This window comes from Seonamhaeicola sp. (genome assembly GCF_028281565.1).
In the GTDB taxonomy this organism is placed as follows: domain Bacteria; phylum Bacteroidota; class Bacteroidia; order Flavobacteriales; family Flavobacteriaceae; genus Seonamhaeicola.
The window spans coordinates 152,395-178,026 of record NZ_JANQJQ010000018.1; the positions used below are offsets into that span (position 1 = coordinate 152,395).

General features: G+C 38.4%; 17 protein-coding genes, 1 tRNA gene and 1 pseudogene. 4 read left to right on the forward strand and 15 right to left on the reverse strand.

Going from position 1 to position 25,632, the window contains the following annotated elements; translation table 11 throughout:
* Positions 1-63: 63 nt before the first annotated feature.
* The 8 genes and pseudogenes from Q0983_RS09560 to Q0983_RS09595 form a co-directional block, all read right to left on the reverse strand.
* On the reverse strand, positions 64-1,854 hold the full coding sequence (locus Q0983_RS09560; RefSeq protein WP_299551951.1) for a cbb3-type cytochrome c oxidase subunit I: 1,791 nt from the start codon (positions 1,852-1,854) through the stop codon (positions 64-66).
* Positions 1,855-1,881: 27 nt separating this feature from the next.
* Complete coding sequence (locus Q0983_RS09565) at positions 1,882-2,955, reverse strand: cytochrome c oxidase subunit II (protein ID WP_299551954.1); 1,074 nt, start codon at positions 2,953-2,955, stop codon at positions 1,882-1,884.
* Positions 2,956-2,985: 30 nt separating this feature from the next.
* Complete coding sequence (locus Q0983_RS09570; RefSeq protein WP_299551957.1) at positions 2,986-4,362, reverse strand: quinol:cytochrome C oxidoreductase; 1,377 nt, start codon at positions 4,360-4,362, stop codon at positions 2,986-2,988.
* Between the two features lie 20 nt (positions 4,363-4,382).
* A complete protein-coding gene (locus Q0983_RS09575; protein WP_299551960.1) occupies positions 4,383-4,934 on the reverse strand; it encodes a cytochrome c in 552 nt (183 codons plus the stop codon).
* Positions 4,935-4,943: 9 nt separating this feature from the next.
* The gene (locus Q0983_RS09580; protein WP_299551963.1) at positions 4,944-5,477 is read right to left on the reverse strand and encodes a DUF3341 domain-containing protein; all 534 of its coding nucleotides are present in this window, start codon (positions 5,475-5,477) and stop codon (positions 4,944-4,946) included.
* Between the two features lie 69 nt (positions 5,478-5,546).
* Positions 5,547-6,938, reverse strand: a pseudogene (nrfD, locus tag Q0983_RS09585) (NrfD/PsrC family molybdoenzyme membrane anchor subunit); the annotation flags it as partial.
* Between the two features lie 75 nt (positions 6,939-7,013).
* Positions 7,014-10,109 carry a TAT-variant-translocated molybdopterin oxidoreductase gene (locus Q0983_RS09590; RefSeq protein WP_299551966.1) on the reverse strand — a complete coding sequence of 1,032 codons (3,096 nt, stop codon included), beginning with the start codon at positions 10,107-10,109 and terminating at the stop codon, positions 7,014-7,016.
* 72 nt (positions 10,110-10,181) lie between these two features.
* Positions 10,182-11,483 (reverse strand): c-type cytochrome, encoded by a 1,302-nt coding sequence (locus tag Q0983_RS09595; protein ID WP_299552037.1) that lies wholly within the window; start codon positions 11,481-11,483, stop codon positions 10,182-10,184.
* 211 nt (positions 11,484-11,694) lie between these two features.
* Between Q0983_RS09595 and Q0983_RS09600 the strand changes: the two genes are divergently transcribed.
* Positions 11,695-12,096: an SPOR domain-containing protein gene (locus tag Q0983_RS09600; RefSeq protein WP_299551969.1), complete on the forward strand. Its 402-nt coding sequence runs from the start codon at positions 11,695-11,697 to the stop codon at positions 12,094-12,096.
* 846 nt (positions 12,097-12,942) lie between these two features.
* Here the strand turns inward: Q0983_RS09600 and infB are convergent.
* The 3 genes from infB to rimP form a co-directional block, all read right to left on the reverse strand.
* Complete coding sequence (gene infB / locus Q0983_RS09605; RefSeq protein ID WP_299551972.1) at positions 12,943-15,639, reverse strand: translation initiation factor IF-2; 2,697 nt, start codon at positions 15,637-15,639, stop codon at positions 12,943-12,945.
* A 104-nt stretch (positions 15,640-15,743) separates the two neighbouring features.
* On the reverse strand, positions 15,744-16,976 hold the full coding sequence (gene nusA / locus Q0983_RS09610; protein WP_299551975.1) for a transcription termination factor NusA: 1,233 nt from the start codon (positions 16,974-16,976) through the stop codon (positions 15,744-15,746).
* Between the two features lie 13 nt (positions 16,977-16,989).
* On the reverse strand, positions 16,990-17,451 hold the full coding sequence (gene rimP, locus Q0983_RS09615) for a ribosome assembly cofactor RimP (protein WP_299551978.1): 462 nt from the start codon (positions 17,449-17,451) through the stop codon (positions 16,990-16,992).
* Between the two features lie 138 nt (positions 17,452-17,589).
* On the opposite strand from rimP, the gene Q0983_RS09620 reads away from it, so the two are divergent.
* Positions 17,590-18,414 (forward strand): universal stress protein, encoded by an 825-nt coding sequence (locus tag Q0983_RS09620; RefSeq protein ID WP_299551980.1) that lies wholly within the window; start codon positions 17,590-17,592, stop codon positions 18,412-18,414.
* Between the two features lie 197 nt (positions 18,415-18,611).
* Here Q0983_RS09620 and Q0983_RS09625 read toward each other — a convergent pair.
* Positions 18,612-18,684: transfer RNA gene (locus Q0983_RS09625), tRNA-Gln, on the reverse strand.
* 239 nt (positions 18,685-18,923) lie between these two features.
* Here Q0983_RS09625 and Q0983_RS09630 point away from each other — a divergent pair.
* Both Q0983_RS09630 and Q0983_RS09635 read left to right on the forward strand, forming a co-directional pair.
* A complete protein-coding gene (locus Q0983_RS09630; RefSeq protein ID WP_299551983.1) occupies positions 18,924-22,247 on the forward strand; it encodes a DUF2723 domain-containing protein in 3,324 nt (1,107 codons plus the stop codon).
* A 3-nt stretch (positions 22,248-22,250) separates the two neighbouring features.
* Entirely contained in the window at positions 22,251-22,937 is a 687-nt protein-coding gene (locus tag Q0983_RS09635; protein ID WP_299551986.1) for a polysaccharide deacetylase family protein, read from the forward strand.
* On the opposite strand, the gene Q0983_RS09640 is transcribed toward Q0983_RS09635, so the two are convergent.
* The 3 genes from Q0983_RS09640 to Q0983_RS09650 all read right to left on the reverse strand — a co-directional run bounded on the left by Q0983_RS09640 (position 22,934) and on the right by Q0983_RS09650 (position 25,491).
* Positions 22,934-23,230 (reverse strand): thioredoxin family protein, encoded by a 297-nt coding sequence (locus Q0983_RS09640; RefSeq protein ID WP_299551989.1) that lies wholly within the window; start codon positions 23,228-23,230, stop codon positions 22,934-22,936. The genes Q0983_RS09635 and Q0983_RS09640 overlap by 4 nt on opposite strands.
* Positions 23,231-23,388: 158 nt before the next feature.
* Entirely contained in the window at positions 23,389-24,621 is a 1,233-nt protein-coding gene (locus Q0983_RS09645; protein WP_299551992.1) for a metallophosphoesterase, read from the reverse strand.
* A 147-nt stretch (positions 24,622-24,768) separates the two neighbouring features.
* Positions 24,769-25,491: a copper homeostasis protein CutC gene (locus Q0983_RS09650; RefSeq protein ID WP_299551995.1), complete on the reverse strand. Its 723-nt coding sequence runs from the start codon at positions 25,489-25,491 to the stop codon at positions 24,769-24,771.
* Positions 25,492-25,632: the final 141 nt, after the last annotated feature.

Sequence of the window (25,632 nt, forward strand, 5' to 3'; positions counted from 1 at the left end):
TTAAACGATAAAACTCACCGTTTTAAAGGTGAGTTTTAAGTATGTATGATAAGAATCTCTTTCCTAATGCTGAAGTTCCTCTTCGCCGTCTTTTAACGGAATGTGCTGAGGTACAAAATCATCATCATGTCCCGGTTTACTATAATCATAAGACCAACGGTGTACATGAGGGATCTCGCCTTCCCAGTTTCCATGAATGTGCTTTATTGGAGCCGTCCACTCCAAAGTAGTGGAACGCCATGGATTTTGTACTGTTTTCTTTCCGTAGAAGATACTAATAAAGAAGTTATATAAATATACTATTTGAACCGCCCCCCCAATTAAGGCAAAAATGGTAATGATAACATTTACATTGGCCACATCATCAAATAACGGGAAGTTACTGTTTGTATAATATCTACGTGGTAAACCTGCCATACCAATAAAGTGCATTGGGAAGAAAACGCCATAGGCACAAACAGCGGTTACCCAGAAATGAATATATCCTAAATTCTTATTAAGCATTCTACCGTACATTTTCGGATACCAGTGGTAAATACCTGCAAACATACCATATAAAGCAGAGATACCCATTACCAGGTGGAAGTGAGCCACTACAAAGTAAGTATCGTGTACGTTAATATCCAAAGCACTGTCTCCAAGAATAATTCCGGTTAGACCTCCGGTGATGAATGTAGATACAAACCCGATAGAGAATAACATGGCCGGGTTCATCTGGAGGTTCCCTTTCCAAATCGTCGTTATCCAGTTGAATGCCTTCACCGCAGATGGAATTGCAATTAATAAGGTGGTAAACGTAAATACAGATCCTAAGAACGGATTCATTCCCGAAACGAACATATGGTGACCCCATACTATTGTTGATAAGAATGCAATGGCTAAAATAGAAGCAATCATGGCACGATACCCAAAAATCGGTTTACGCGAATTGGTTGCCATAATTTCGGATACCAAGCCCATCGCCGGTAAGATCACAATATATACCTCCGGATGTCCTAAGAACCAGAACAGGTGCTCAAATAATACCGGTGAACCACCCTGATAATGTAATACTTCACCTTGAATAAATATATCTGATAAGAAGAATGATGTACCAAAACTTCTATCCATTATTAATAATAAGGCTGCAGATAATAATACCGGAAACGAAATAACCCCAATAACAGCAGTGATAAAGAACGCCCAAATAGTTAAAGGTAATCTGGTCATAGACATCCCTTTTGTTCTAAGGTTTATTACTGTCACAATGTAGTTTAACGATCCTAAAAGTGAGGATGCAATAAAGATTGCCATAGATACTAACCACAAGGTCATACCGGCACCGGAACCACCTTGTGCCATTGGTAACGCACTTAACGGCGGATAGATAGTCCAACCGGCAGCTGCTGGACCTGCCTGTACGAATAAGGATATTACCATCACCACACTGGATAGGAAGAACAACCAGTAAGATACCATGTTCAGAAATCCTGAAGCCATATCGCGTGCTCCAATCTGTAACGGTATTAAAAGGTTACTGAACGTACCACTCAGACCGGCTGTTAATACAAAGAATACCATAATAGTACCGTGGATGGTTACCAATGCCAAATAAATATCGGCATCCATAACACCATCCGGTGCCCATTTTCCTAATAACGCTTCAAAAATCACATTAGGTTCTTCCGGCCATGCAATTTGCATACGGAACAATAAGGACATTATTACTCCAATAACACCCATAATAGTACCGGTGATCAGGTACTGCTTGGCAATCATTTTATGGTCCTGACTAAATATATATTTAGTTACAAACGTTTCTTTATGATGATGTCCGTGGTCGTCGTGAGCGTGAGTATCTGCGTGTGCTGACATAATCTTATATCGTTTTTTCTTTTTTTATTAGTTAATTAGAGAGTTTTTGAATTCCTTTTGCTCTTTAATCCAAGCGTCGTATTCTTCTTGTGTTTCCACTACAATTTTCATTTGCATGTTGTAGTGTGATTTTCCACAAATCTTATTACAGATCAATACATAGTCAAATTCGTAACGCTCTAAAGCATCTTCACCTTTGGCTACTAATTTCTTACTGTTTTCAACTCTAATTTTATTGATGTTGGCAACTTTATCCTTCATTTGCTGAGTATCCCTCATTTCAGCCGTAGTCTTGGTTGGTGTAAACCCAAACTGCGTTATCATACCAGGCACACAGTTCATTTGAGCTCTAAAGTGAGGCATGTAAGCAGAGTGTAATACGTCTTGTGAGCGCATTTTAAATAATACCGGTTTGCCCACCGGTAAGTGTAACTCTGTTGTAATGATATCATCTTGTGCATTCGGGTCTGACTCATCCAACCCTAAAATGTTGGCACGGTCTATATCAATCAAACGAACATTAGCTTTACCCAACGTATTATCTGCCCCAGCATAACGGGCTTTCCAGTTAAACTGTTGCGCATATAATTCAACTACTAAAGGATCATCACTCTCATCAACGCCCATAATGTTGATCCAGGTATTTAATCCGTAGATGATTAAACCTGCTAAAACAATTACCGGAATAATAGTCCAGATAGCTTCCAACTTATTGTTATCGGCAAAAAACAGTGCTTGTTTTCCTTTTTCACCTTTATATTTAAATGCGAAATAGTGTAATAAAAATTGAGTCACCGTCTGAACAAAAAAGATAATAACCATAGAGACAATCATCAGATTGTCAATTGTTGGCCCGTGTTCCGATGCCGAGTTTGACATCAATGGTAAATCACCCCATTTTACACAGCATATAATAGTTATCACATAGATGAACGCTAAAAAGCCCATCATTAAATAGCCGTTTAAGGTATTATCTTTATCTGTGGCAACTCCAGGTATATCATTGCCATTCTTAGCTTGTGCCAAATCGAATATCTTGACCATTTGCCAGATGGCAATTAAAATAAATACTAAAACTATAATTGTTAATAAAGCAGTCATTGGTATTGTTCGTCTTTATTTATTCTTTAATTAATAATGAAATTCTTCACTTTCCTTTTTGAAAGGATATCTTTTAACTAGTAATGGTGCTTTTGTTAAAGCGGTAAACACTACAAAAATGAATAAGCCGGCGAATAATAAAATTGAGCTTATCTCAGGAATCCCCACAGACCATCTGTCACCAACCGTAGCCGGCATGATCATGTTAAAGATATCAATGTAATGCCCTAAAAGGATTACTAATCCGGTCATCACCACAAACCATGGAACACGTTTGTAATCGGCATTCATTAACATTAAAATCGGGAACACAAAGTTTAAGACTACCATACCTAAGAATGGTAATTTATAATCGTTGAATCTTGCTATAAAGTAAGTCACCTCTTCCGGTATATTCGAATACCAGATAAGCATGAACTGTGAGAACCATAAGTAGGTCCAGAAAATACTAAATGCAAACATGTATTTAGCCACATCATGCAAGTGATTTTCATTTACAAAATCCAAATACCCTCTGGATTTCAGGTATAATGAAATTAAAGCTATTACTGTAATTCCACTTACAAACATACTGGCAAATACATACCATCCAAATAAGGTTGAGAACCAGTGTGGATCTACACTCATGATCCAATCCCAGGACATCATGGATTCCGTATAAATAAAGAACACTAAAAATCCAGCTGCAATACGGAATGACTTTTTAAAGTTTTTATTGTCTTCGGCAGTGTCTTGGGCAATTGAGAATTTACGTGAAAAATGACGGTATAATGACCATCCAGCAATAAATATTACGCCTCTAACTATAAACCATGGTAGATTCAAAAATCCTGATTTACCTTTAATTAGTTTATCATGTTCTACCACTTCCGGATCCATCCAAATAAATAAATTGTAATGTCCGATTGTTCCGGATGCAATGGCAATAATTAGAACAATTACTGCACCAGGTAAAAGATAAGCAGTAATACCTTCCATGACTCTAAAAAGTACCGGAGACCATCCTGCCTGTGAAGCAATTTGAATGGCATAAAATGCTAAAACTCCCAAAGCGATCATCATAAAGAAAAATGCCGCAACATATAATGCTGCCCAGGGTCTGTTATGAATTTGATGTTGAACATGCTCAATGTGTTTTGCATGTGCATCGCCGGCATGTGCCTCATCGCCATGTGCTCCGTGAGCATCATGTGATGCTTCTGCATGCGTATCATGAGAAGCTTCTTCGGCATGCCCGTTTCCATGATCTCCATGTCCGCCATGATGCGCTTCTTCAGCTAAAAGCGCTTCTACCTTTTCCGGAGTATCATAGCTGCCTGCGTTAATAAAACCATATGCAACACCTAACAACCCTAAAATCATTAGAATGATAGAAAATGTCTTTAATTTTTTTGAAAATGTATACATATCTATATAATCTTATCTTCTTACTTTTCTAAATCTGCTTTTAACTTTAACACGTATGAAACCACCTGCCAACGCTCTTCTTCTTCCAACTGATTAGCATAAGATCCCATACTGTTTTTCCCGTAATAAATAGTGTGATAAATACTTCCTGCTGTGATTGCTCTACCGGCATCATCATAACTTGGGATACCAAGTATCTTTTCGCGTTTTACCAAATTACCTTGTCCGTCACCTTTTGTACCATGACAAATACCACAGTAAATATCATAAAGTTCTTTACCCTGTACTAAATCCACTTTAGTAGAATCCAACGGACTTGTTAAAGTTGCTTTAGCCAACTCATACCCTTCAATGGTATTTTCAATATCAAAAGGAATATGTCCCCTGGAAATAGTTCCTTCAACCGGTAACTGAGCTTCAATACCGTTAGGGAAGGCCGCTTCACCATAAGTTTCATAGCCTTCAGATTCATACATCTGCGGGAAGAATTGATAGTTAGGAGCCGTATCTTTTTTACATGATACCGCTATAAAAACGATTGCTATTGCAAATATTTTAATTAAGCTCTTCATAATAATTTATTAATGCGCTTCTTTATCTACTAAATTAATTTCTACAGCACCGGTTTCTTTAAGCAAGCCCTCTAACTCACTTTCGTTTCCATGAACTGCTATTTCCATTAAAAAATGATCATCAGTGGTTCTTGGATCCGGGTTTTCAGCTTTTTTAAATGGCCACATTCTACTGCGTAAATAAAATGTGATCACCATTAAATGCGCTGCAAAAAATACCGTTAACTCAAACATAATTGGCACGAACGCCGGCATGTTTTCCAGGTAACTAAAACTTGGTTTACCACCAATATCTTGAGGCCAGTCTTTAATCATGATAAAATTCATCATGGTAATAGCTACAGTTAAACCAACCAAACCGTACATAAATGCTGTAATAGCGATACGTGTTGGCTCTAATCCCATAACTTTGTCCAGGCCGTGCACCGGAAACGGTGTGTATATTTCTTCTATATGATGTTTTTCTGCCTTTACTTTTTTAACAGCAGACATTAACACATCATCGTCGTTATAAATAGCGTGAATTACTTTTGAAGCTTCCATATGCTACTTGTCGTTTTTTGTTTCTTTATTACTAGCTCCTGAAGTTCTGGCATCTACTCCTGCTCCTACTAAACTCTCACCAGCTTCTCTTAGTTTCTTATACTTTTCTCCAGAAGATTTTAAAATGGTCTTAACCTCAGCCTGTGCAATTACAGGGAATGTTCTTGAGTACAATAGGAATAACACAAAGAAGAATCCTATAGTTCCTATAAATATTCCTATATCAACAAAGGTTGGCGAGAACATGGTCCATGACGATGGTAAGTAATCCCTGTGCAACGAGGTTACGATGATTACAAAACGCTCAAACCACATCCCTATATTTACTACAATAGAGATAAAGAACGAGAACATGATACTGGTTCTTAATTTCTTGAACCACATAAACTGCGGCGAGAATACGTTACAGGTCATCATCGCCCAATAGGCCCACCAGTAAGGTCCTGTGGCCCTGTTTAAGAAGGCATACTGCTCATACTCCACACCGGAATACCAAGCTATGAATAACTCCGTGATATAGGCTACACCTACAATAGAACCGGTAATCATGATAATGATGTTCATTAACTCGATGTGCTGTACCGTGATATAATCCTCCAGGTTACACACTTTACGCATGATGATAAGAAGTGTGTTTACCATGGCGAATCCTGAGAATACCGCACCGGCAACGAAGTAAGGCGGGAAAATGGTGGTATGCCAACCCGGGATCACCGACGTTGCGAAGTCAAACGATACAATAGTATGTACAGAAAGTACTAATGGTGTTGCCAAACCGGCAAGTACCAAAGACACTTCCTCAAAACGTTGCCAATCTTTAGCTCTACCGGACCATCCGAAAGACAATAATGAATATATCTTCTTTTGAAAAGGTTTTACCGCTCTATCTCTGATCATTGCGAAATCAGGTAATAATCCTGTCCACCAGAATACTAATGATACCGACAAATAGGTTGAGATGGCGAATACGTCCCAAAGTAATGGTGAGTTAAAGTTCACCCAAAGGGATCCGAATTGGTTCGGAATTGGTAATACCCAATACCCTAACCATGGACGTCCCATGTGAATGATAGGGAATAATCCGGCCTGAACTACCGAGAAAATAGTCATGGCCTCTGCAGAACGGTTAATGGCCATTCTCCATTTTTGACGGAATAATAAAAGTACTGCAGAAATAAGCGTTCCTGCGTGACCAATACCTACCCACCAAACAAAGTTGGTGATATCCCAGGCCCAACCTACGGTTTTATTTAAACCCCAGGTTCCAATACCCGTAGATATGGTATAAATGATACATCCAATTCCCCAAAGAAAAGCGGCCAATGAAATGCCAAAAACAATCCACCATTGTTTATTTGCTTTTCCTTCTACAGGTTTTGCTACATCCACAGTCACGTCGTGGTATGATTTATCTCCTGTAACTAAAGGTCTTCTAATAGGTGCTTCGTAATGAGACGCCATATTTTGTTGTTTAAATGTTTATCTGTTTAAACGTTTAAAGTTGTTCTACTTTTAACATTTAACTTTTTACTTAGTTTATGCTTCTGTTGTATTTCTCACTTTGGTTTGATACATCACGTTTGGTTTTGTTCCCACGTGCTCTAACAAGTGATACATACGGTTATCTTCTTTAAGTTTTGCAACTTTACTTTCCTTATCATTGATATCTCCAAACGTCATAGCGGCACTGCTACATGCTGCAGAACATGCTGTTTGAAGCTCACCGTCTTTAACAGCGCGCCCGTCACGTTTAGCATCTAAAATGGTCTTCTGTGTCATCTGGATACACATAGAACATTTTTCCATCACACCACGAGAACGTACCACCACATCCGGATTCAATACCATACGTCCTAAATCATCATTCATATGATAATCGAACTCATCATTGCTGGCATATAAGAACCAGTTGAAACGACGTACTTTATAAGGACAGTTGTTTGCACAATATCTGGTACCTACACAACGGTTATAAGCCATATGGTTTTGCCCCTGACGACCATGTGATGTTGCCGCTACCGGACAAACCGTTTCACAAGGTGCATGGTTACAATGCTGACACATAACCGGTTGGAAAGACACCTGCGGATTATCAGCCGGAGATTCCATTTCGTTGAATTCGCTTAAAGAACTTCCTAAACCTGCAATATTCTCTTTCTTTTCATTATCGCCTGCAAAAGATTCCTCAGAAGAATAATATCTATCGATACGTAACCAATGCATATCACGTGATCTACGTACTTCTTCCTTACCTACAACAGGAACGTTATTTTCAGCATGACAAGCAATCACACAAGCGCCACATCCCGTACAGGCATTTAAATCGATAGACAGGTTAAAGTGATGTCCGATAGAACGATCAAATTCATCCCAAAGATCTACTTCCGGAGAATCAACAGGAACAGGCTCGTGATTTAACGACACCGTTGGAATAGCATTCCAATACTTTTTATCCTTCGTATTAAATACTTCTAAAGTAGTTTCTTTAAGAATGTCACCACGTCCCATCAGGGTATTGTGTAACTGCACACAAGCAAATTCGTGCATTCCCGAAGCGGCTTCTACAGTAACACTTTGGACATTGTTAAAGTTATTATATAATGCAAAGGCATTCACCCCTGTTTGCAATTCTTCTTTAAGACCTGCGGTTCTACCATAACCAAATGACAAACCTACAGACCCTTTTGCTTGCCCCGGTTGAATGATCACCGGTGCTGTAATGGTCGTTCCGTTTACAGTTATATTAGCATAACTACCGTTTAAGGCACCTGTAGCTTCATGCTCATTTATTAAACCTAAAGCCTCAGCATCCGCTTTTGAAACGGTTAAATAGTTATCCCAGGACGCTCTTGTAATAGGATCCGGGAATTCTTGCAACCATGGGTTATTGGCTTGTTGACCATCACCCATACCCACTTTAGTATATAAAGTCAATTCTAAACCATCAGTAGATTTTACAGATGCTGCTAAAGTACTGGCTGCGTTTCCTGCAGGAGCCTCAGCTTCCTCAGTGCTGTCAGCTGTGGTATCTTCTGTTTCCGTAGCAATGGTTCCAACAAATACACCATCGTGTAACGCTTTGTTGAATGACCCGCCACTTAAAATACCGGTTCCCCAACTATCTTTAATATAATCTAAGTAAGACTCCTCATTTTCGGTCCACTTTAATAAAGCTTCCTGGAATTGTCTTGTACTGAACAACGGACGAATAGCCGGCTGTGTTAAGGCATAGTGTCCTTTTTTGATTTCCACATCACCCCAGGACTCTAAATAATGAGGCGCTGCAGCTATATATGTTACTAATGACGATGTCTCATCGGCTTTCATTGAGAAAGCCACAGAGAATGTATTCTTTAAACCTTCAGCAAAATCAGCTGCATTTGGTAAGGTGTAAACAGGATTTACACCACTCATAATAAGCACACCAATGTTACCAGCTTTCAGATCAGATACTAAAGCAGCAACATCTTTATCGTTACCCTGTCTTGTTTTTATAGGTGTCTTTGGATCAAACGCTTTACTTCCTAAAGCTTCGTTGATCTCAAGTGCAACGGTTTGCGCATTTACGTCCTGAATACCTGTAACCACAACCCCTTTGCTTCCTGCTTTTTTAAGTTGAGACGCTGCTTTTTGAACCGCATCTTCAACGTTTTCCGGTAAGCTTCCTCCGGAGTAACCGCCTCCAACTACCAAGCTATGTAGTTTAGCTAAGGCCAATTTTTGTTGACCAGGTGTTAATGGCACACGTTTATCAGCGTTAGCACCGGTTAACGACATATTAGATTCAAACTGAATATGACGTGACATTTTTCCATGATCCGGAATTCTGTTTTTGGCATATCCCGAATCAAATCCGCCACCTTGCCAATCGCCTAAGAAATCAGCTCCCACCGATACAACAGTCATGGCTTTGGAGAAATCGTAATTTGCTAGTCCACGCTCTCCGTATTTAGCCTGATAAGCGTCCAGTGCGGCAGATTCAGACACTGCATCATACACTACATGACGTACATTACCATATTTTTCTTTGAATTCTGAAATCAACTTGCTTGTTGACGGACTGGCAAATGTTTGTGTTAACAACACAATGTCTTTACCCGAACCGGCTGCCTTAGTTAATTCTGAAACAACTTCAGCATCTAAATCATCCCAGGAAGCAGATGCGCCACCTTTCTTTGGACTTTGAATTCTTAAACTGTCATACAATCCTAAAACCGAAGCATTCACTCTGGCATTGGCACTACCATGCGTAGTTGCTAAAGCATTATTTTCAATTTTAATTGGACGACCTTCACGAGTTTTTACTAAAACACTTGCGAAATCAAATCCATCAGCAATAGTTGTTGCGTAATAATTGGCAACACCGGGAATAATTTCTTCAGGTTGTACTACGTAAGGAATCGATTTTTTTACCGGCCCTTCACAAGCTGCCAATGAAGCTGCTGCTGTACTAAACCCAACATATTTTAAGAAATCGCGACGTGTTGTAGAACTGGTCTCTAATGTATCTTTATCTCCTAAAAATTCATCTACAGGAATTTCTTCTACAAACTCGTTTTGTTTTAGCGTCTCAACAATAGAACTATCGTTTAGCTCTTCAACACTTTTCCAGTATTTCTTGTTTGATGACATATTTTTACTAGTTATTAGTTGATGGTTATTAGTTAATGGTTTCCCTAAAAACTAAAACCGTTACTTTAATTATTAATAATGACACTTACCACATTCCAGTCCGCCCATTTCGGCAACTGTTAATTGCTCTACACCGTACTTCTTGGATAATTCTTCATGAATTTTCTCGTAGTAAGCGTTATCGGCAACATTCACATTAGTAGTTCTGTGACACTCAACACACCAACCCATGGTTAATGGCGCATGTTGATATAATACTTCCATTTCCTCTACAGGTCCGTGACAGGTTTGACACTCCTGACCACCAACAGATACGTGCTGAGCGTGGTTAAAGTAAACGAAGTCCGGTAAGTTGTGAATTCTAACCCATTTTACCGGTTTAGACTCCCCTGTATATCTTTGGTCTGCATCGCTCCATCCAACGGCAACATAAAGCTCTTGAATCTCAGCGTTGTAATCTTGCCCAATTGCAACACCTTCAGCTTGAGTCTCAGGAGCGACTTCAGAAATTGTCTTATGACAGTTCATACAAACGTTTAATGACGGAATACCGGAGGTTTTACTAACTCTAGCAGAAGAGTGACAGTATTTACAATCTATACTATTATCTCCGGCATGTATCTTATGTGAGAAATGAATAGGCTGTACCGGTTGATATCCCTGATCTATACCAATCTGCATGAAATAACCAAACGCAAAATAAGCACTGGCCAATAAGAAGAAGATAGCCGTTACCAACATTAAGAATTGGTTTTCTACAAACACTTTCCACAGTGGTTTTCTATCGGTTACTTCCGGTAGATCTATATCCTGGGCAGCAGCAAAACGGCGTAATGTTTTGTTTACCAAATACAGACCGGCAGCTAACAACACGAATAGGATAGCTAAAGCACCTAAGATAAGTTCGTTTGAAATACCTCCTGAAGCAGTAGTTGCTTGACCTCCACCTGCAGTCTCTGGCCCCGGAGTTGCCGGAGCAGGTTTTTCCTGAGCAGTATAGGCCAAAATATTATTTAAATCTTCATCAGATAACTGAGGGAACGGTGTCATTGCTGCACCACCATATTCATTGAATACCTCATTTGCATAAGCGTCACCAGACTTAATCATCGCCGGACTGTTTCGAATCCAGGCATAGATCCAATCCCTGTCAAGTCCTTTATCATCAGCTAAACGCTGTTCAACGTGACGTAACGCAGGCCCCGTCATTTTCTTATCTAAGTGATGACAAGCGGCACAATTGGTATTAAATAATGATTTTCCTTTTGCTGGGTCTCCGTCTTGAGCGGAAAGCGAGGTTGTAAACGCTAATAAAATAACTAGGCCAAAACGAAGAATGTTTTCGCCTAATCTGCGGTGAATCACCTGTTTCATATTATTGGTTAAATTAACTTCTAATCTTTGGTATGATTTTTTCATTAAAACATGACAAATATCATACTTCTAAAATCTCACGCAAAAGTAATACTTAAAGTCGATTTTAGAAATGTTAGAGAGTTGTTAATTGTTAATTTAGAGAGATTCTAAATAATAAAAAGAACCATAGTTTAGTTAATATCGTATACATTTGTAGAAATCATTAAAAATGGAACATTTGAGTTTAAAATTTAAAATCGTAACCACCCTTTGTTTATTGATGTTTACTGCAAATAGCTTTGGGCAACAAGGGCAGGTTGACATCAATCAGGACCAGGACATTACCAGGCTATTAAACGTAAAAAAACAACTTAATAAAACCGAAAACAGTTCAGACCGATATAAAATCCAAATTTACAACGGCAACCGGTCCGGTGCTTATGCTGCTCAAAAAGAGTTCCACGAAACTTTTAGCGATTGGCGTTCCAGGATAGAATATGAATCGCCCAATTTTAAAATTTGGGCCGGTAATTTCAGAACGCGCCTGGAAGCCGACAGAGCTTTAAAAAGAATTAAACGAAAATTCCCAAGTGCGTTTATTTTTAAACCGAAGAAGGAGAAGAATGGGTGAAGAAAGAGAGACTTCGCTGATGCCAGTCTTGCGAGCATTCTGTGATGAAAACTGGTGATTACACTTATTCCCAAAAAGCTTTCCATTTTCCGTTAACTCATCAACAGAGCTAAGGTAGTTACCTTTGATTTTATAAATTTAAACACACCCCTTACTCCCCTCTTACTCGAACTAGCTGTGCCCACGGGTATATTTAGATTAATTTAACCCTCCTAATCCCGATTTCCATCAGGATCCGCCTCCCTTAAAAATAAGGGAGGAGCCGGCTATTCCGGTATTATTGTCTTAGCGGTTCAAACCACCCTTTCTTTAGCTCTCACCTTAAATTTTAAGGGGAGAATGAATTTCGATTTTCTTAAAATCGGAAGAAAGAGGGGTTTTATCTCAATTATTTTGGCAAATTGAGAAATTTATGATTGGAACGCATGGCATGGAGCTATGACGCAGGTTAAGTGAGCTACTTAGTTCTACGTCGGCCTACTAAGGATGTGGTACGCGGTAGCTTTCTAGAGGGGAAACTCATACCCTATATTTTTTAAGCAACAGTTTCCCTCCTAACCTTGTGCTGAGCTTAGTCGAAGTAAAGGAGGGATTAAGGGAAGTGTAAAACTATTTGATGTAAAACCTGTTTAAATCTAATTATCTCCCACATCTCATTTAGAAGCCAATACTCAAGATGATATAAAAAAAGCGAACCAAATGGTTCGCTTTTTTTATATAACTTTTTTTGTCATACTGAACTCGTTTCAGTATCTCAGAACATTAAAATTAATACTTTTATGAGACCTTGAAATACTGAAACAGGTTCAGCACAGGCAAGTTCAAGGTGACAAAATTTAATGTAAATTACTTCAACGTTTTCTTAACGGCTACTTCCTGGAAGGCTTCAATAATATCACCTTCTTTAATATCGTTGTAATTCTTCACCTGCATACCGCAATCGTATCCTTTTGATACCTCCTTAACATCGTCTTTAAAGCGTTTCAACGTGGCCAATTCACCTGTAAATATTACAACACCTTCCCTGATAAGTCTTACTCCGGAATTTCTGAATATCTTACCGTTAGTAACCATACAACCTGCAATGGTTCCGACTTTAGAGATCTTGAACGTTTGCCTGATCTCTGCTGTACCGGTAACTTCTTCTTTAAACTCCGGCGACAACATCCCTTCCATGGCATCTTTTAAGTCGTTGATAGCGTCATAAATAATTGAGTATGTTCTAATATCGATCTCTTCCTTATCTGCTATCTGACGTGCATTCCCCATTGGACGTACATTAAACCCAATAATAATAGCGTCAGATGCCGAAGCTAATAACACATCACTTTCGGTAATGGCTCCAACCCCTTTATGTAAAATGTTAACCTGAATCTCTTCAGTAGATAGTTTTTGGAACGAATCGGTTAAGGCTTCAACAGAACCATCCACATCCCCTTTAAGAATGATGTTAAGCTCTTTAAAGTCGCCTAATGCAATACGTCTTCCAATCTCATCAAGTGTAATATGACGTTGTGTCCTAACGGATTGCTCACGTTGTAACTGCGCACGTTTTGTCGCAATGGATTTTGCTTCACGCTCATCTTCAAACACATTGAACTTATCGCCTGCCTGTGGTGCACCGTCTAAACCTAAAATTGATACCGGTGTTGAAGGCCCGGCTTCTTTTACATCTTTACCTCTTTCATCATGCATGGCTTTCACCTTACCACTGTGCTGGCCTGCCAATACGTAATCACCAACTTTCAATGTTCCCGCCTGTACTAAAATGGTTGACACATAACCACGGCCTTTATCGAGGAATGCTTCCACAACAGTTCCTACAGCCGGTTTCTTGGCATTAGCTTTTAACTCCAGTAACTCTGCTTCTAATAATACCTTTTCAAGTAACTCATTCACTCCGGTACCGTTTTTAGCAGAAATATCGTGCGATTGTACTTTACCGCCCCAATCTTCAACCAATAAGTTCATATTGGCTAAGCCTTCTTTAATCTTATCTGGATTTGCTTCGGGTCTATCTATCTTATTAATTGCAAATACGATAGGCACCCCTGCCGCTTGTGCATGTGAAATAGCCTCTTTGGTTTGAGGCATGATATCATCATCCGCCGCAATTACAATAATAGCCAAATCTGTTACCTGGGCACCACGCGCACGCATGGCGGTAAACGCTTCGTGACCCGGTGTATCTAAGAAAGCTATCTTCTGACCGTCTTCCAACGCTACACCGTAAGCACCAATATGCTGTGTAATACCTCCTGATTCACCAGCAATTACATTTTCTTTACGTATGTAATCCAGTAACGACGTTTTACCATGGTCTACGTGACCCATAACAGTTACAATAGGCGCTCTGGGTGTTAAGTCTTCTTCTTTATCTTCAACAACTTCAATAGCTTCTTCAATATCGGCAGTAACAAATTCTACCTGGTAACCAAATTCTTCAGCAACAATGGATAGGGTTTCAGCATCTAAACGCTGATTCATAGTTACCATCATTCCTAAGGACATACAAGCCGAGATGATTTCGGTAACGCCAACATCCATCATGGTAGCAACTTCACTGGCTGTAACAAACTCTGTTACTTTTAGTATTTTACTTTCAGCTTCTGCCTGTTCTAAACTCTTCTCGGTTTGGTCTCTATGCTGCTCTCTTTTTTCTCTACGATATTTAGCACCTTTACCTTTAGAAGATTTACCCTGAAGTTTCTCAAGAGTTTCTCTTACTTGTTTCTTTACATCTTCCTCGCTGGGTTCCTCTTTAACAATATTACGTCTTCCACCACCCTGCTTTCCTTTGAAACGATCATTTCCTCTGCCTCCTCTGTTATTGTTTCCTGGCTGTGGCCCGCCAACTTTACTGATCCTGCGACGTTTCTTTTTGTTAGCTGCATCGCCCTCTTTGGCCTCGGGCTTTTTCTCTTCTTTCTTTTTCTTTGGCTTATTGAACTTAGATAAGTCAATTTTATCTCCGGCAATTTTAGGCCCTGTAAGTTTTTGGTATTGTGTTTTAACCTTCTCTTCCGGAATAACCACTTCTTCCGGCGTCTCTGCTTTCTTTTCAGGCGCTTCTTTCTTAGCTACCGGCTTTTTTTCAACCTTAGCTGCAGGAGCAGGTTTTTCTACTTTCGGTTTTTCTTCCTTTACCGGCTCTTTTTTGGCCGGCTCCTCTTTTTTAACTTCCTGCTTTTTAGGCGAAAGGTCTATTTTGCCAACTGTTTTAGGTCCGGAAAGTGTTCCGGTGGCTTTAACCACTTCTTCCTTTTTGGCTGTTTCCTGTTGTTTTGCTTCAAGTTCACGCTCGCGCTGCTCGCGCAACAAATCTTTCTCTTTCTGCTTTGCTTCACTAACTTCTTTAGACGCTACTTTCTTACTGGCATCCGTTTCAAACTCATCTGAAAGAATCGCATAAACTTCTTCAGAAATTTTTGTAGTCGGGCGCTTCTCAATCTCAATACCTTTGGAATCTAAAAATTCCACGGCACGATCTAAAGAGATATTAAGCTCGCGTAATACTTTATTTAATCTTATTGTTTCAGCCATAAATTGCCTTTAAAATACTCAAATATATGTGATATACCACTTCAACCATAATTTTAAGCTAATATGCTTGTACATTTTAGTTTAAAATCAGCATCAAACAGGCATTATTCTTCAAACTCCTCTCTCAGAATCCTAACAACATCGTTAATTGTTTCTTCTTCAAGGTCAGTTCGTTTCACTAAATCGTCTACATCTTGCTCCAGCACACTTTTAGCGGTATCTAAACCGGCCTTTTTAAATTCCTGGATGATCCACTCTTCTATTTCATCAGAGAATTCGCTTAATTCCACATCTTCTTCAGCACCTTCTCTAAACACATCAATTTCATAACCGGTTAATTGACCTGCCAAACGAATATTATGACCTCCTCTACCAATAGCTTTACTTACTTCTTCCGGTTTTAAAATAACCTCGGCACGTTTGTTTTCTTCATCAATTTTAATGGATGTCACTCGTGCCGGACTTAAAGCCCTGGTAATATATAATTGTAAATTGTTTGTGTAATTAATTACATCAATATTTTCGTTTCCTAATTCACGAACGATACCGTGAATTCTTGACCCTTTCATACCCACACAAGCTCCCACCGGATCAATTCTGTCATCATAAGAATCTACAGCTACTTTTGCTTTTTCTCCCGGGATCCTTACCACGTTTTTAATGGTAATCAACCCATCAAAAACTTCCGGTATTTCCTGTTCAAATAATTTCTCTAAAAATACAGGAGAGCTTCTGGACATCAAAATAGTAGGTTTAGCTCCTTTAAGTTCTACCGTATCTATAACACCTCTTACATTGTCTCCTTTTCTAAAGAAATCCGAAGGGATCTGTTTATCTTTTGGCAATACAATTTCGTTACCTTCATCATCTAATAAAATAACTGCGCGGTGACGAATATGGTGTACCTCTGCCGTATAAATCTCGCCTACTAAATCTTTAAATTGCTTGTAGATGATGGTATTGTCATGCTCATGAATTTTAGAAATAAGGTTCTGGCGCAATGCTAAAATGGCTCGTCTTCCTAAATCCACTAACCTTACTTCTTCCGATACGTCTTCGCCTACTTCAAAATCCGGCTCAATCTTTCTTGCTTCAGATAATGAAATTTCCTGGTTTTCATCTTCAACCTCACCATCAGCCACTACAATTCTGTTTCTCCAAATCTCTAAATCCCCTTTATCCGGATTTACAATAATATCAAAATTATCATCATCGCCATATTTCTTTTTTAAGGCGCTTCTAAACACATCTTCTAAAATGGCCATTAACGTAACTCTGTCAATTAGCTTATCGTCTTTGAATTCTGAAAAAGATTCAATTAACGCGACATTTTCCATAACTCTTACTGAATTAAAATTTAATCATAACTTTTGCTTCTACAATATCTTTATAAGCGATATCCGCTTCTTTTGTTACAGTTACTTTGCCCTTGCCAACCGGTTTGGGCTCTCTAACTTTCCACTGTAAAGTAATCCCGTCATCTGTAGCATTTGAAAGCGTGCCTTCCATTTTCTCAGCTTCCGTTTTTACTTTAAGCGTTCTATTTAAGTTCTTTTTATACTGGCGCTTATGAACCAACGGCGAGGTAGCTCCGGCAGACATGACATCTAAAGAAAAGTCTTGTGCTTCCCTGTCCAGATTGTGCTCTATAGCCCTGCTGATAAAGATACAATCCTCTACCAAAACCCCGTTATCACCATCAATAACTACTTTAATCTGATTATCTCCCTGGATGGAAAAATCTATAAGAAACAAATCCGGCCTGTCTTTTAAAGCAGCCTCCAGTAAATTTTCAACCGTAGTTTTAAACATTTTTCAGTATAAAAAGAGGGGACTTTCCGTCCCCTCATTGCCTTAGTTTTGCCTTACAACGCTGCAAATATATACATTTTTATTGATTTTTAAAGTATTAATTCATAAATTTAGGTACCACCATCACCCACCTTTGATATGAAAAAAATATTGGTCCCCACGGATTTCTCCGAACAGTCTGAAAACGCCCTAAAAGTAGCAGCCCAGTTAGCAAGAACTTATGACTGTGAAATTTATATGCTACACATGTTAGAAATGCCACTGCATAAAGTCGATCCATTAAGCTCTTATAATGATTTACCCGAGGCTGTTTACTTTATGAAATTGGCCCATAAAAAGTTTGAAGCCTTATTGGACAAAGACTATTTAAAAGATCTGGTTATTCATGAAACGGTAGATTTTCATGACGTTTTTAAAGGGATCTATAAAGCTTGTGACAAATATAACATTGACCTGGTCATTATGGGATCTCATGGCATCAGTGGGTTTAAGGAGCTTTTAATTGGAAGCAACACCGAAAAGGTAGTTAGAACCTCTGAAGTGCCCGTCCTGGTTATTAAAAAAGAGCATAAAACTTTTAAAGTAGACCATTTTGTTTTTGCGTCGGACTTTAAAGAGGAGTCTAAAGTCCCTTTTTTAAAAGCCTTAAAATTTGCGGAACTTTTTGAGACTGAAGTCCACCTGCTTATGGTAGTTACCGCGAATAAATTTGTCACTACTGTTGAAGCAAAAGAACGTATTCAAGGATTTCTGGATGCCGTAACGCCAAACTTTTGCTCCATTCATATCTATAATGACGAAACCATTGAGAAAGGCATTATGAATTTCTCACAATCTATTGAAGCCGATCTGATAGGTATGAGTACTCATGGCAGACAAGGCATTTCACATTTCTTTAATAGCAGCATTAGCGAAGACCTGGTGAATCATGCTAAGCGGCCTGTTATTACTTTTAAGATTTAACAAAGCTCGCAAAGGAGCAAAGCTTCCATATATCATTTATGGCATAAAAAAAGTCCTCACATTTACTGCAAGGACTTCTAAAATTACTGTTGGCCTATACTTCAACAAGCTCAGCATAAACTTCTCGCCCTATTATAAATTCTTGTCCCAAAAAAAATCCCGACCTCTTTTTAAGATCGGGATTGTAAAATTACTTGTTGGCCTACTAGGGCTCGAACCTAGACTCTTCTGGACCAAAACCAGACGTGTTGCCAGTTACACCATAGGCCATTGTATAATTGAGGGTGCAAATTTAGTACAAAGTTTTATCTGTACAAACATTTTTAGAAAAAATAATTCTGAAACCTTAACGTTTATTTAAAAAGTTTGACCTATCACTAGCTTAATATTTTTACTTTTTACAAATCAATGTAATTCAATAAAATGAATAATGTTAAGACAAACCAAATACTTAGGCCTCATGTCATATTTATTGTTAAATTCGCCAAAGCAAATAAACACAGAATTTTATGACCACTATAAACTTTAAAAAATGGAATACGCTTTTAGGCTGGTTCTCTTTTTTAATAGCACTAATCACTTATAGTTTAACGGTTGAACCTACAGTGAGTTTTTGGGATGCGGGAGAATATATTTTAACTTCTGCTAAATTACAGGTCGGGCATCCGCCCGGAGCACCCCTTTTCCAGATGTTTGGTGCCTTCTTCTCTACGTTTGCTTTAGAACCTTCGCAAGTTGGTTTTATGATGAATATGATGAGTGCAGTTGCCAGTGCGTTCACTATCCTTTTTATGTTCTGGACCATAACTCTTTTGCTTAAAAAACTGGTTGGCAATGGTGAAGGCGATCAACCCAAAGCTATGGCCATCCTTGGTAGCGGTCTTGTAGGTAGTTTAGCGTTTACGTTTACTGACTCCTTTTGGTTTAATGCTGTTGAGACCGAAGTATATGCCATGGCTACTTTAATAATGTCTATCCTGTTTTGGTTGGGGTTACGCTGGGAGCAGGATATGGATAAACCCCGCGGCAACCGTTGGCTTATTTTAATTGCTTTTGTTATTGGTTTATCGTTTGGGGTTCACTTTATGGGACTTTTAACCATCCCAGCTATTGGACTTATCTATTACTTTAAAAACTACAAAACCATTACCGTTAAGAATTTTATTATTGCCAATGTGGTTTCGGTAGCCGTCCTACTATTTGTATTTAAACTGTTAGCGCCTAACATACTTAAAATATTTAGTGTTTCCGAGATCTTTTTTGTGAACTCAATCGGATTGCCTTTTAATTCAGGTTCTATTATTGCAGCATTGGTGTTAGTGGCACTTATTTTTTATGCTTTAAAATATACACGCCAAAAGAAATACACACACCTTAACACAGGTATTCTATGTTTAACGTTTATCATTATCGGGTTTTCCACCTGGTTGATGCTCCCCATACGAGCCAATGCCAATGTGGTCATTAATGAAAATAATCCTTCCAGTGCGCGGGAACTTCTGGCATATTACAACCTGGAACAATACCCTGAAACCCACCTGTTCTATGGCCCTTTATTTACGGACCAATACGCTGCTTTAGACGAAAACAACCCTTATAAAGATGACAAACCCAAATATGAAAAAGACGAAGCTAAAGGGGAATATGTTATTGTAAACGACTATAAGAACGCCAGGCAAAATTACAATTCGAAACACGCATCCATATTACCGCGTATGTGGAGCGGTGAACATGCCGAAAATTATATGATGTTCTGCGGGTTTCTGGATTTTAAGCTGAAACCGGAATATCAAATGCAAAACGAATTACGTTCCTTAGTCAGTAATTTTAAAAAAGAAGTTTTTGAGGGAAATGTGGATTATGAAGGCTACAACAGCTTTTTAAGGCAATACGGCTCCTCCTATTTTGATATAGAGAAACCTTCCTTTGGTGATAACCTGGCTTATTTATTTGAATACCAGTTAGGCTATATGTACTGGCGTTATTTTATGTGGAATTTTGCCGGAAGGCAGGATGACATCCAAGGCAAGTATGATAATCACGGTAACTGGTTAAGCGGTATCAAACCCCTTGACGAATGGCATTTGGGGTATTCTCAGGAAAATTTACCCAGTGATGTTAAAAACAACAAAGCCAGAAACACCTATTATTTATTACCGCTTATTTTAGGAATTATTGGTTTTTTCTTTTTATTCAATAAAGACAAAAAACTGTTTTGGGTCATGTTAGTCTTTTTCCTGTTCACAGGATTGGCTATTCAGGTTTACACCAATGTGCGTCCGTTTGAACCAAGAGAACGCGATTACTCGGTTGTTGGGTCGTTTTACGTATTTGCGATTTGGATCGGGTTTGGAGTGTATGCCATTTACGATACTCTAAAAAACCACCTTCCTAAAAAGTTGGCAGCTCCAATAATCACTATAGTTTGTTTAATATTGGTTCCGGGAATTTTAGCGGCCAACAACTGGGACGACCATGACCGCTCGGGCAAATACACTGCGCAGTCCATGGCTAAAAAGTATTTGGATTCCTGTGCCGAAAATGCCATCCTCTTTACCATTGGGGATAATGATACATTTGCACTTTGGTACGCCCAGGAAATTGAAGGCTATAGAACCGATGTACGTATTGTAAATACCAGTTTATTTCAAACCGACTGGTATATTGACCAAATGAAGCGCAAAGCCTATGAAAGTGATCCTATACCTTCGCAATTAACACATGAGCACTACAAGCACGGTACTAATGATTATGTAAGAATAGAATCCATTGCAAAAGACACTATTGAGATAAAACAAGCTTTAAACTTTATTACTAATAATCCAAAGTCCAAATTAAAGTTCTTCCTGGAACAGTTCACAGATCAGGACGTAAGCAGATATCCTTCACAACACCTTAATCTCAGATATTTGCCAACCGAGTTTTTAAGGCTTCCGGTGAATAAAGAAAATGCTTTAAAACATGGTATTGTAAAAGAAAAAGATGCCGATAAAATAGTGCCTTATATTGATATTCAAATTAACGAAGGGGCTATATACAAAAACAGGTTGCTTATGTTAGATGTGGTGGCTAACAACGAATGGAAGCGCCCTATCTATTTTACCGGTGGCAGCTTTGGTGATGATGATTATATCTGGATGAAAGATTACCTGCAGCTTGATGGTATGTGCTACAAATTAGTCCCAATTAAAACTGAAGTAAATAGAGCGAATCCTTTTGATATGGGGCGTATCGATTCAGACCTCATGTATGAACAGGTTAAAAATTGGGATTGGGGTAACAGCGGTAGTTCGGACATCTACCACGATCCTGAAACCAGGAAGAATTCCATTACTTACAGAGGTAATGTAGCCAGGTTAATTGAACAATTAATAATCGAAGATAAACCAGACATGGCTGAAGAAATTGCAGACATCGCTATGACCAATATGCCTGTTGATTATTTTGGCTATTACACCCTTTTAGAACCTTATATAAGTGCCTATTATGAAGTTGGCAACAAAGAGAAAGCCCAGCAATTGTTTAAAGACGTGGCTGTTAAATATCAGGAAAATTTAAAATACTACAGCAGTTTAAAACTGCGAAATCAAGAACGCGCTTTTGAAGAGATCTATACAGATATTCAACGGTATAAAGCGCTTATAGATGTCCTGATTGAGTACGATATTGAATTAGCCAATGCTGAAGGGGATGTTTTTAATGATTACCTGAGAATGTTCAAACATTTCTATGGTGATGGTGATCAAGAATCTGAAGAAGCACCTACAGACCAGGATATTCCTTCTCAATCGGATAGTATAGATCCGGAGCAAGCTAATGATACTGCAGAGTAAGGCATGACCTTGACACCTATAAAAACACCCGTTGTTGCCAAAAAGATATTCCCTAATTACATTTGGGACATCCCATCAGCGGATAAATCCATTTACTTAACGTTTGATGACGGGCCTACACCTGAAATCACCGACTGGGTGTTAAACACTTTGAAACCATTTCATGCCAAAGCAACGTTCTTTTGTATTGGCAATAATGTTGACAAGCATCCTGACATTTTTCAAAATGTTTTAAAGGAAGGACATCGTATAGGAAACCATACCCAGGATCATATTAAAGGCTGGAAAACAAAAGCAAAAGCTTATCTGAAGAATATTTATGATGCAGAGCAAATTATGAGTTATGAGTTAAAAGTCATTAATAGAGACCTAAAAGCAAACAATAACTCTGAACTTTTAACTCTAAACTCTAAACTTTTTAGGCCACCATACGGACAGCTCACACCCAAACAGGGAAAACAATTAATAAAATTAGGATACACCATTGTGATGTGGGATGTATTGTCCTTTGATTGGGATAAAAACATCAGTGAAGAAACTTGTTTAAACAATGTGATTTCAAAAGCCGGACCGGGAAGCATTATTGTGTTCCATGATAGTGTAAAAGCATCCAAAAACATGATGCACGCGCTCCCAAAAGTTTTAGATTATTTCAGCAAACAAGGTTATACGTTTAAGACTATACCCTAAACATATTCCTGAATAATACCAATAAGCGTATTGGCATCCAGCTCCCCACTTTGTCGCCACTTCATCTCACCATCCTTATAAATAATCAAGGTTGGAAGTGATTTTACGCGTAAAGCATCTGCTAATTCTTCATTTTTATCAACATCAATCTTAATAACTTTAGCTTTATCGCCTAGAGCGGCAGCTACATCTCTTAAAACCAGATGCATCGCAGTGGATTGGTCATTCCAGTCCGTATAGAATTCTAACAACACCGGAATTTCTACATCTATGAGTTCCCCAAATTTTGACATACTATTTTAGTATTAATTGGTAAATGCTGTACTACAAACCTACACATTTTTTTTTGTATTTATCTAATTCCTTAAAAATCAGTTACAAAAGAAGGTTTGTGCACGTCTAAATTTATTAAAAAAGGGTGAAACAACACAATTTTAAATACTTAATTTAATCATGCCGTTTTAGGACCTTTTTTAAGCTCAATCACTGTTATTTCTGGCCATATACCAACGCGCCCCGGAAATGCCAAATACCCAAAACCACGGTTCACATTTATATATTGTCCCAATTCTTCGTAAATACCTGCCCAATACTTATAGCGCCACTTTACCGGGCTCCACTTAAACCAACCGGGAATTTCAATACCAAATTGCATGCCGTGGGTATGTCCGCTCAATGTCAAATGGTAATGATAATCATCCTGAATCACTTCTTTTTCCCAATGAGACGGGTCATGGCTCATCAATATTTTGAAATCATCTTTTTGTATTCCGGAAGCCGCTTTTTTTAAATCGCCTGCTTTTTTAAAACCTCCCGCTCCCCAATTTTCAACACCAACAATAGCTATACGTGTTCCATCCTTTTCAATAAATCGGTGTTCATTCAATAGCAAATCAAAACCAATTTCCTTTTGAATGGACTTTAAATCCTCTAAATTTTGATGCTTGGCCTCTTTGGAATCCCATCGCACATAATCGCCATAATCGTGATTTCCCAACACCGAATACATGCCGTCTTTCGCGTTAAGTTTACTGAAAATATCAATGTAAGACTTCATCTCATCCGCCTTGTTATTCACCATATCTCCAGTAAACAAAATCACATCACTTTGTTGCTCATTTACTAAGTCGATAGCATAATCAACTTTCTCTTTGTTATCGAAACTTCCTGAATGAATATCACTTATCTGAGTAAGCCTGTAACCGTCAAAAGCATTGGGCAGATCTTCAAAATGCAAGGTGTATTTTAGTACTTTAAAATTGTATTTGCCCCTGTAAATGCCATAAAGAATAGATGCAAACGGTATGGCTGCAATCCCCAAAGCTATTTTAGAAATAAAAGTTCTTCTGGAAGGCATATAACTTCCTTGAGCAACCGTTCCTTCAGTAAAATATCTATAGAGGGCATGAGGTACTCTAAAAATATCCTCGGCGAACATGATCATAAGAAGCATAACTTTTGGAATGATCAAGGCAATTAAAAATCCAAAAGCATAGGCATGAGCTGTTCCAAAATCCCCTCTATTTAGATCATATAAGCGATAAACAAAATTGCCGATCACTAAAAGTGACACGGCCCAGTACAAAATATTTAACCACTGATTTTTTGATACGGTCTTAAATGCCTGGTAAGCATAAATATCAATGATTCCGAAGATAAGTATGAAAATTATCCAGCGTAGCATTTCCTTTTTTTATCAAATATAGCGGTAATCTAAATTACAACTTAAAAACCACTATTTATTTAACTTATAGTTAAGATTTAAAACTATTGATAAATCATTCAGTAAAACAAGAGGGCTTGGATAATACCTTCATGTTAAGTAACTATTTTACTGAATAGCTTTCAAAATCTCTTTGATAGTTTGCTTACTGGAATAAGACGTGATCGTTTCATTAAATAACCTGTTATTGTTCATAGGAACCTTAGGCAATTCATTAACCACTTCAATAGCGGAAGCGGACACATGAATTTCTGAAAAACCAACTTCCTTAAACAATGCTGCATTCCTAATATTAACGCCCCCTCCGGGAAGTATCCCAATGGCTCCATTGGCCAATGCTTTTAATTCTGAAAGCAGTGTAATACCACTTTCAGCTGAAGACTGCTGCCCTGAAGTGAGCACCCTGTTAACTCCTGTTTCAATTAACTTCAGTAGTGCTTCTTTAGGGTTTGGTACCCAGTCAAAAGCCCGGTAAAATGTAAAATGCAATGGCTTTGAAAGGTCAACAAGTGCTTTGGTCCGTTCAACATCAAGGGTATTATCCTTATTTAATATTCCCGAAACTATGCCTTTACATCCAAGCTCTTTACAGAGTTTGATATCCTGTTTCATGATGTCATATTCAGCTTCTGAAAACGTGAAATTCCCACTTCGAGGTCTGATTAAAACAAATACCGGGACAGATACAGCCTGCATAACTTGTTTTAAAAGCCCATAAGAAGGCGTTATACCGCCTACAGCTAATTCCGAACACAATTCAATCCGATGCGCTCCGGCTTCAGCTGCATTGATCGCTGATTGATATGAATTTGCACAAACCTCAAGAATCATTGGTAATACCGTTTTGAGTATAGATTTAAAAAACCAAATTCCGAATTATAAATCACAAATCAAAAATAGTTTTGTAGATTTCTTCCGTAAAACAAAAGTTTGATTTTAGCAATGTGCAAAATTTAGTTTTACCTCAGTAAC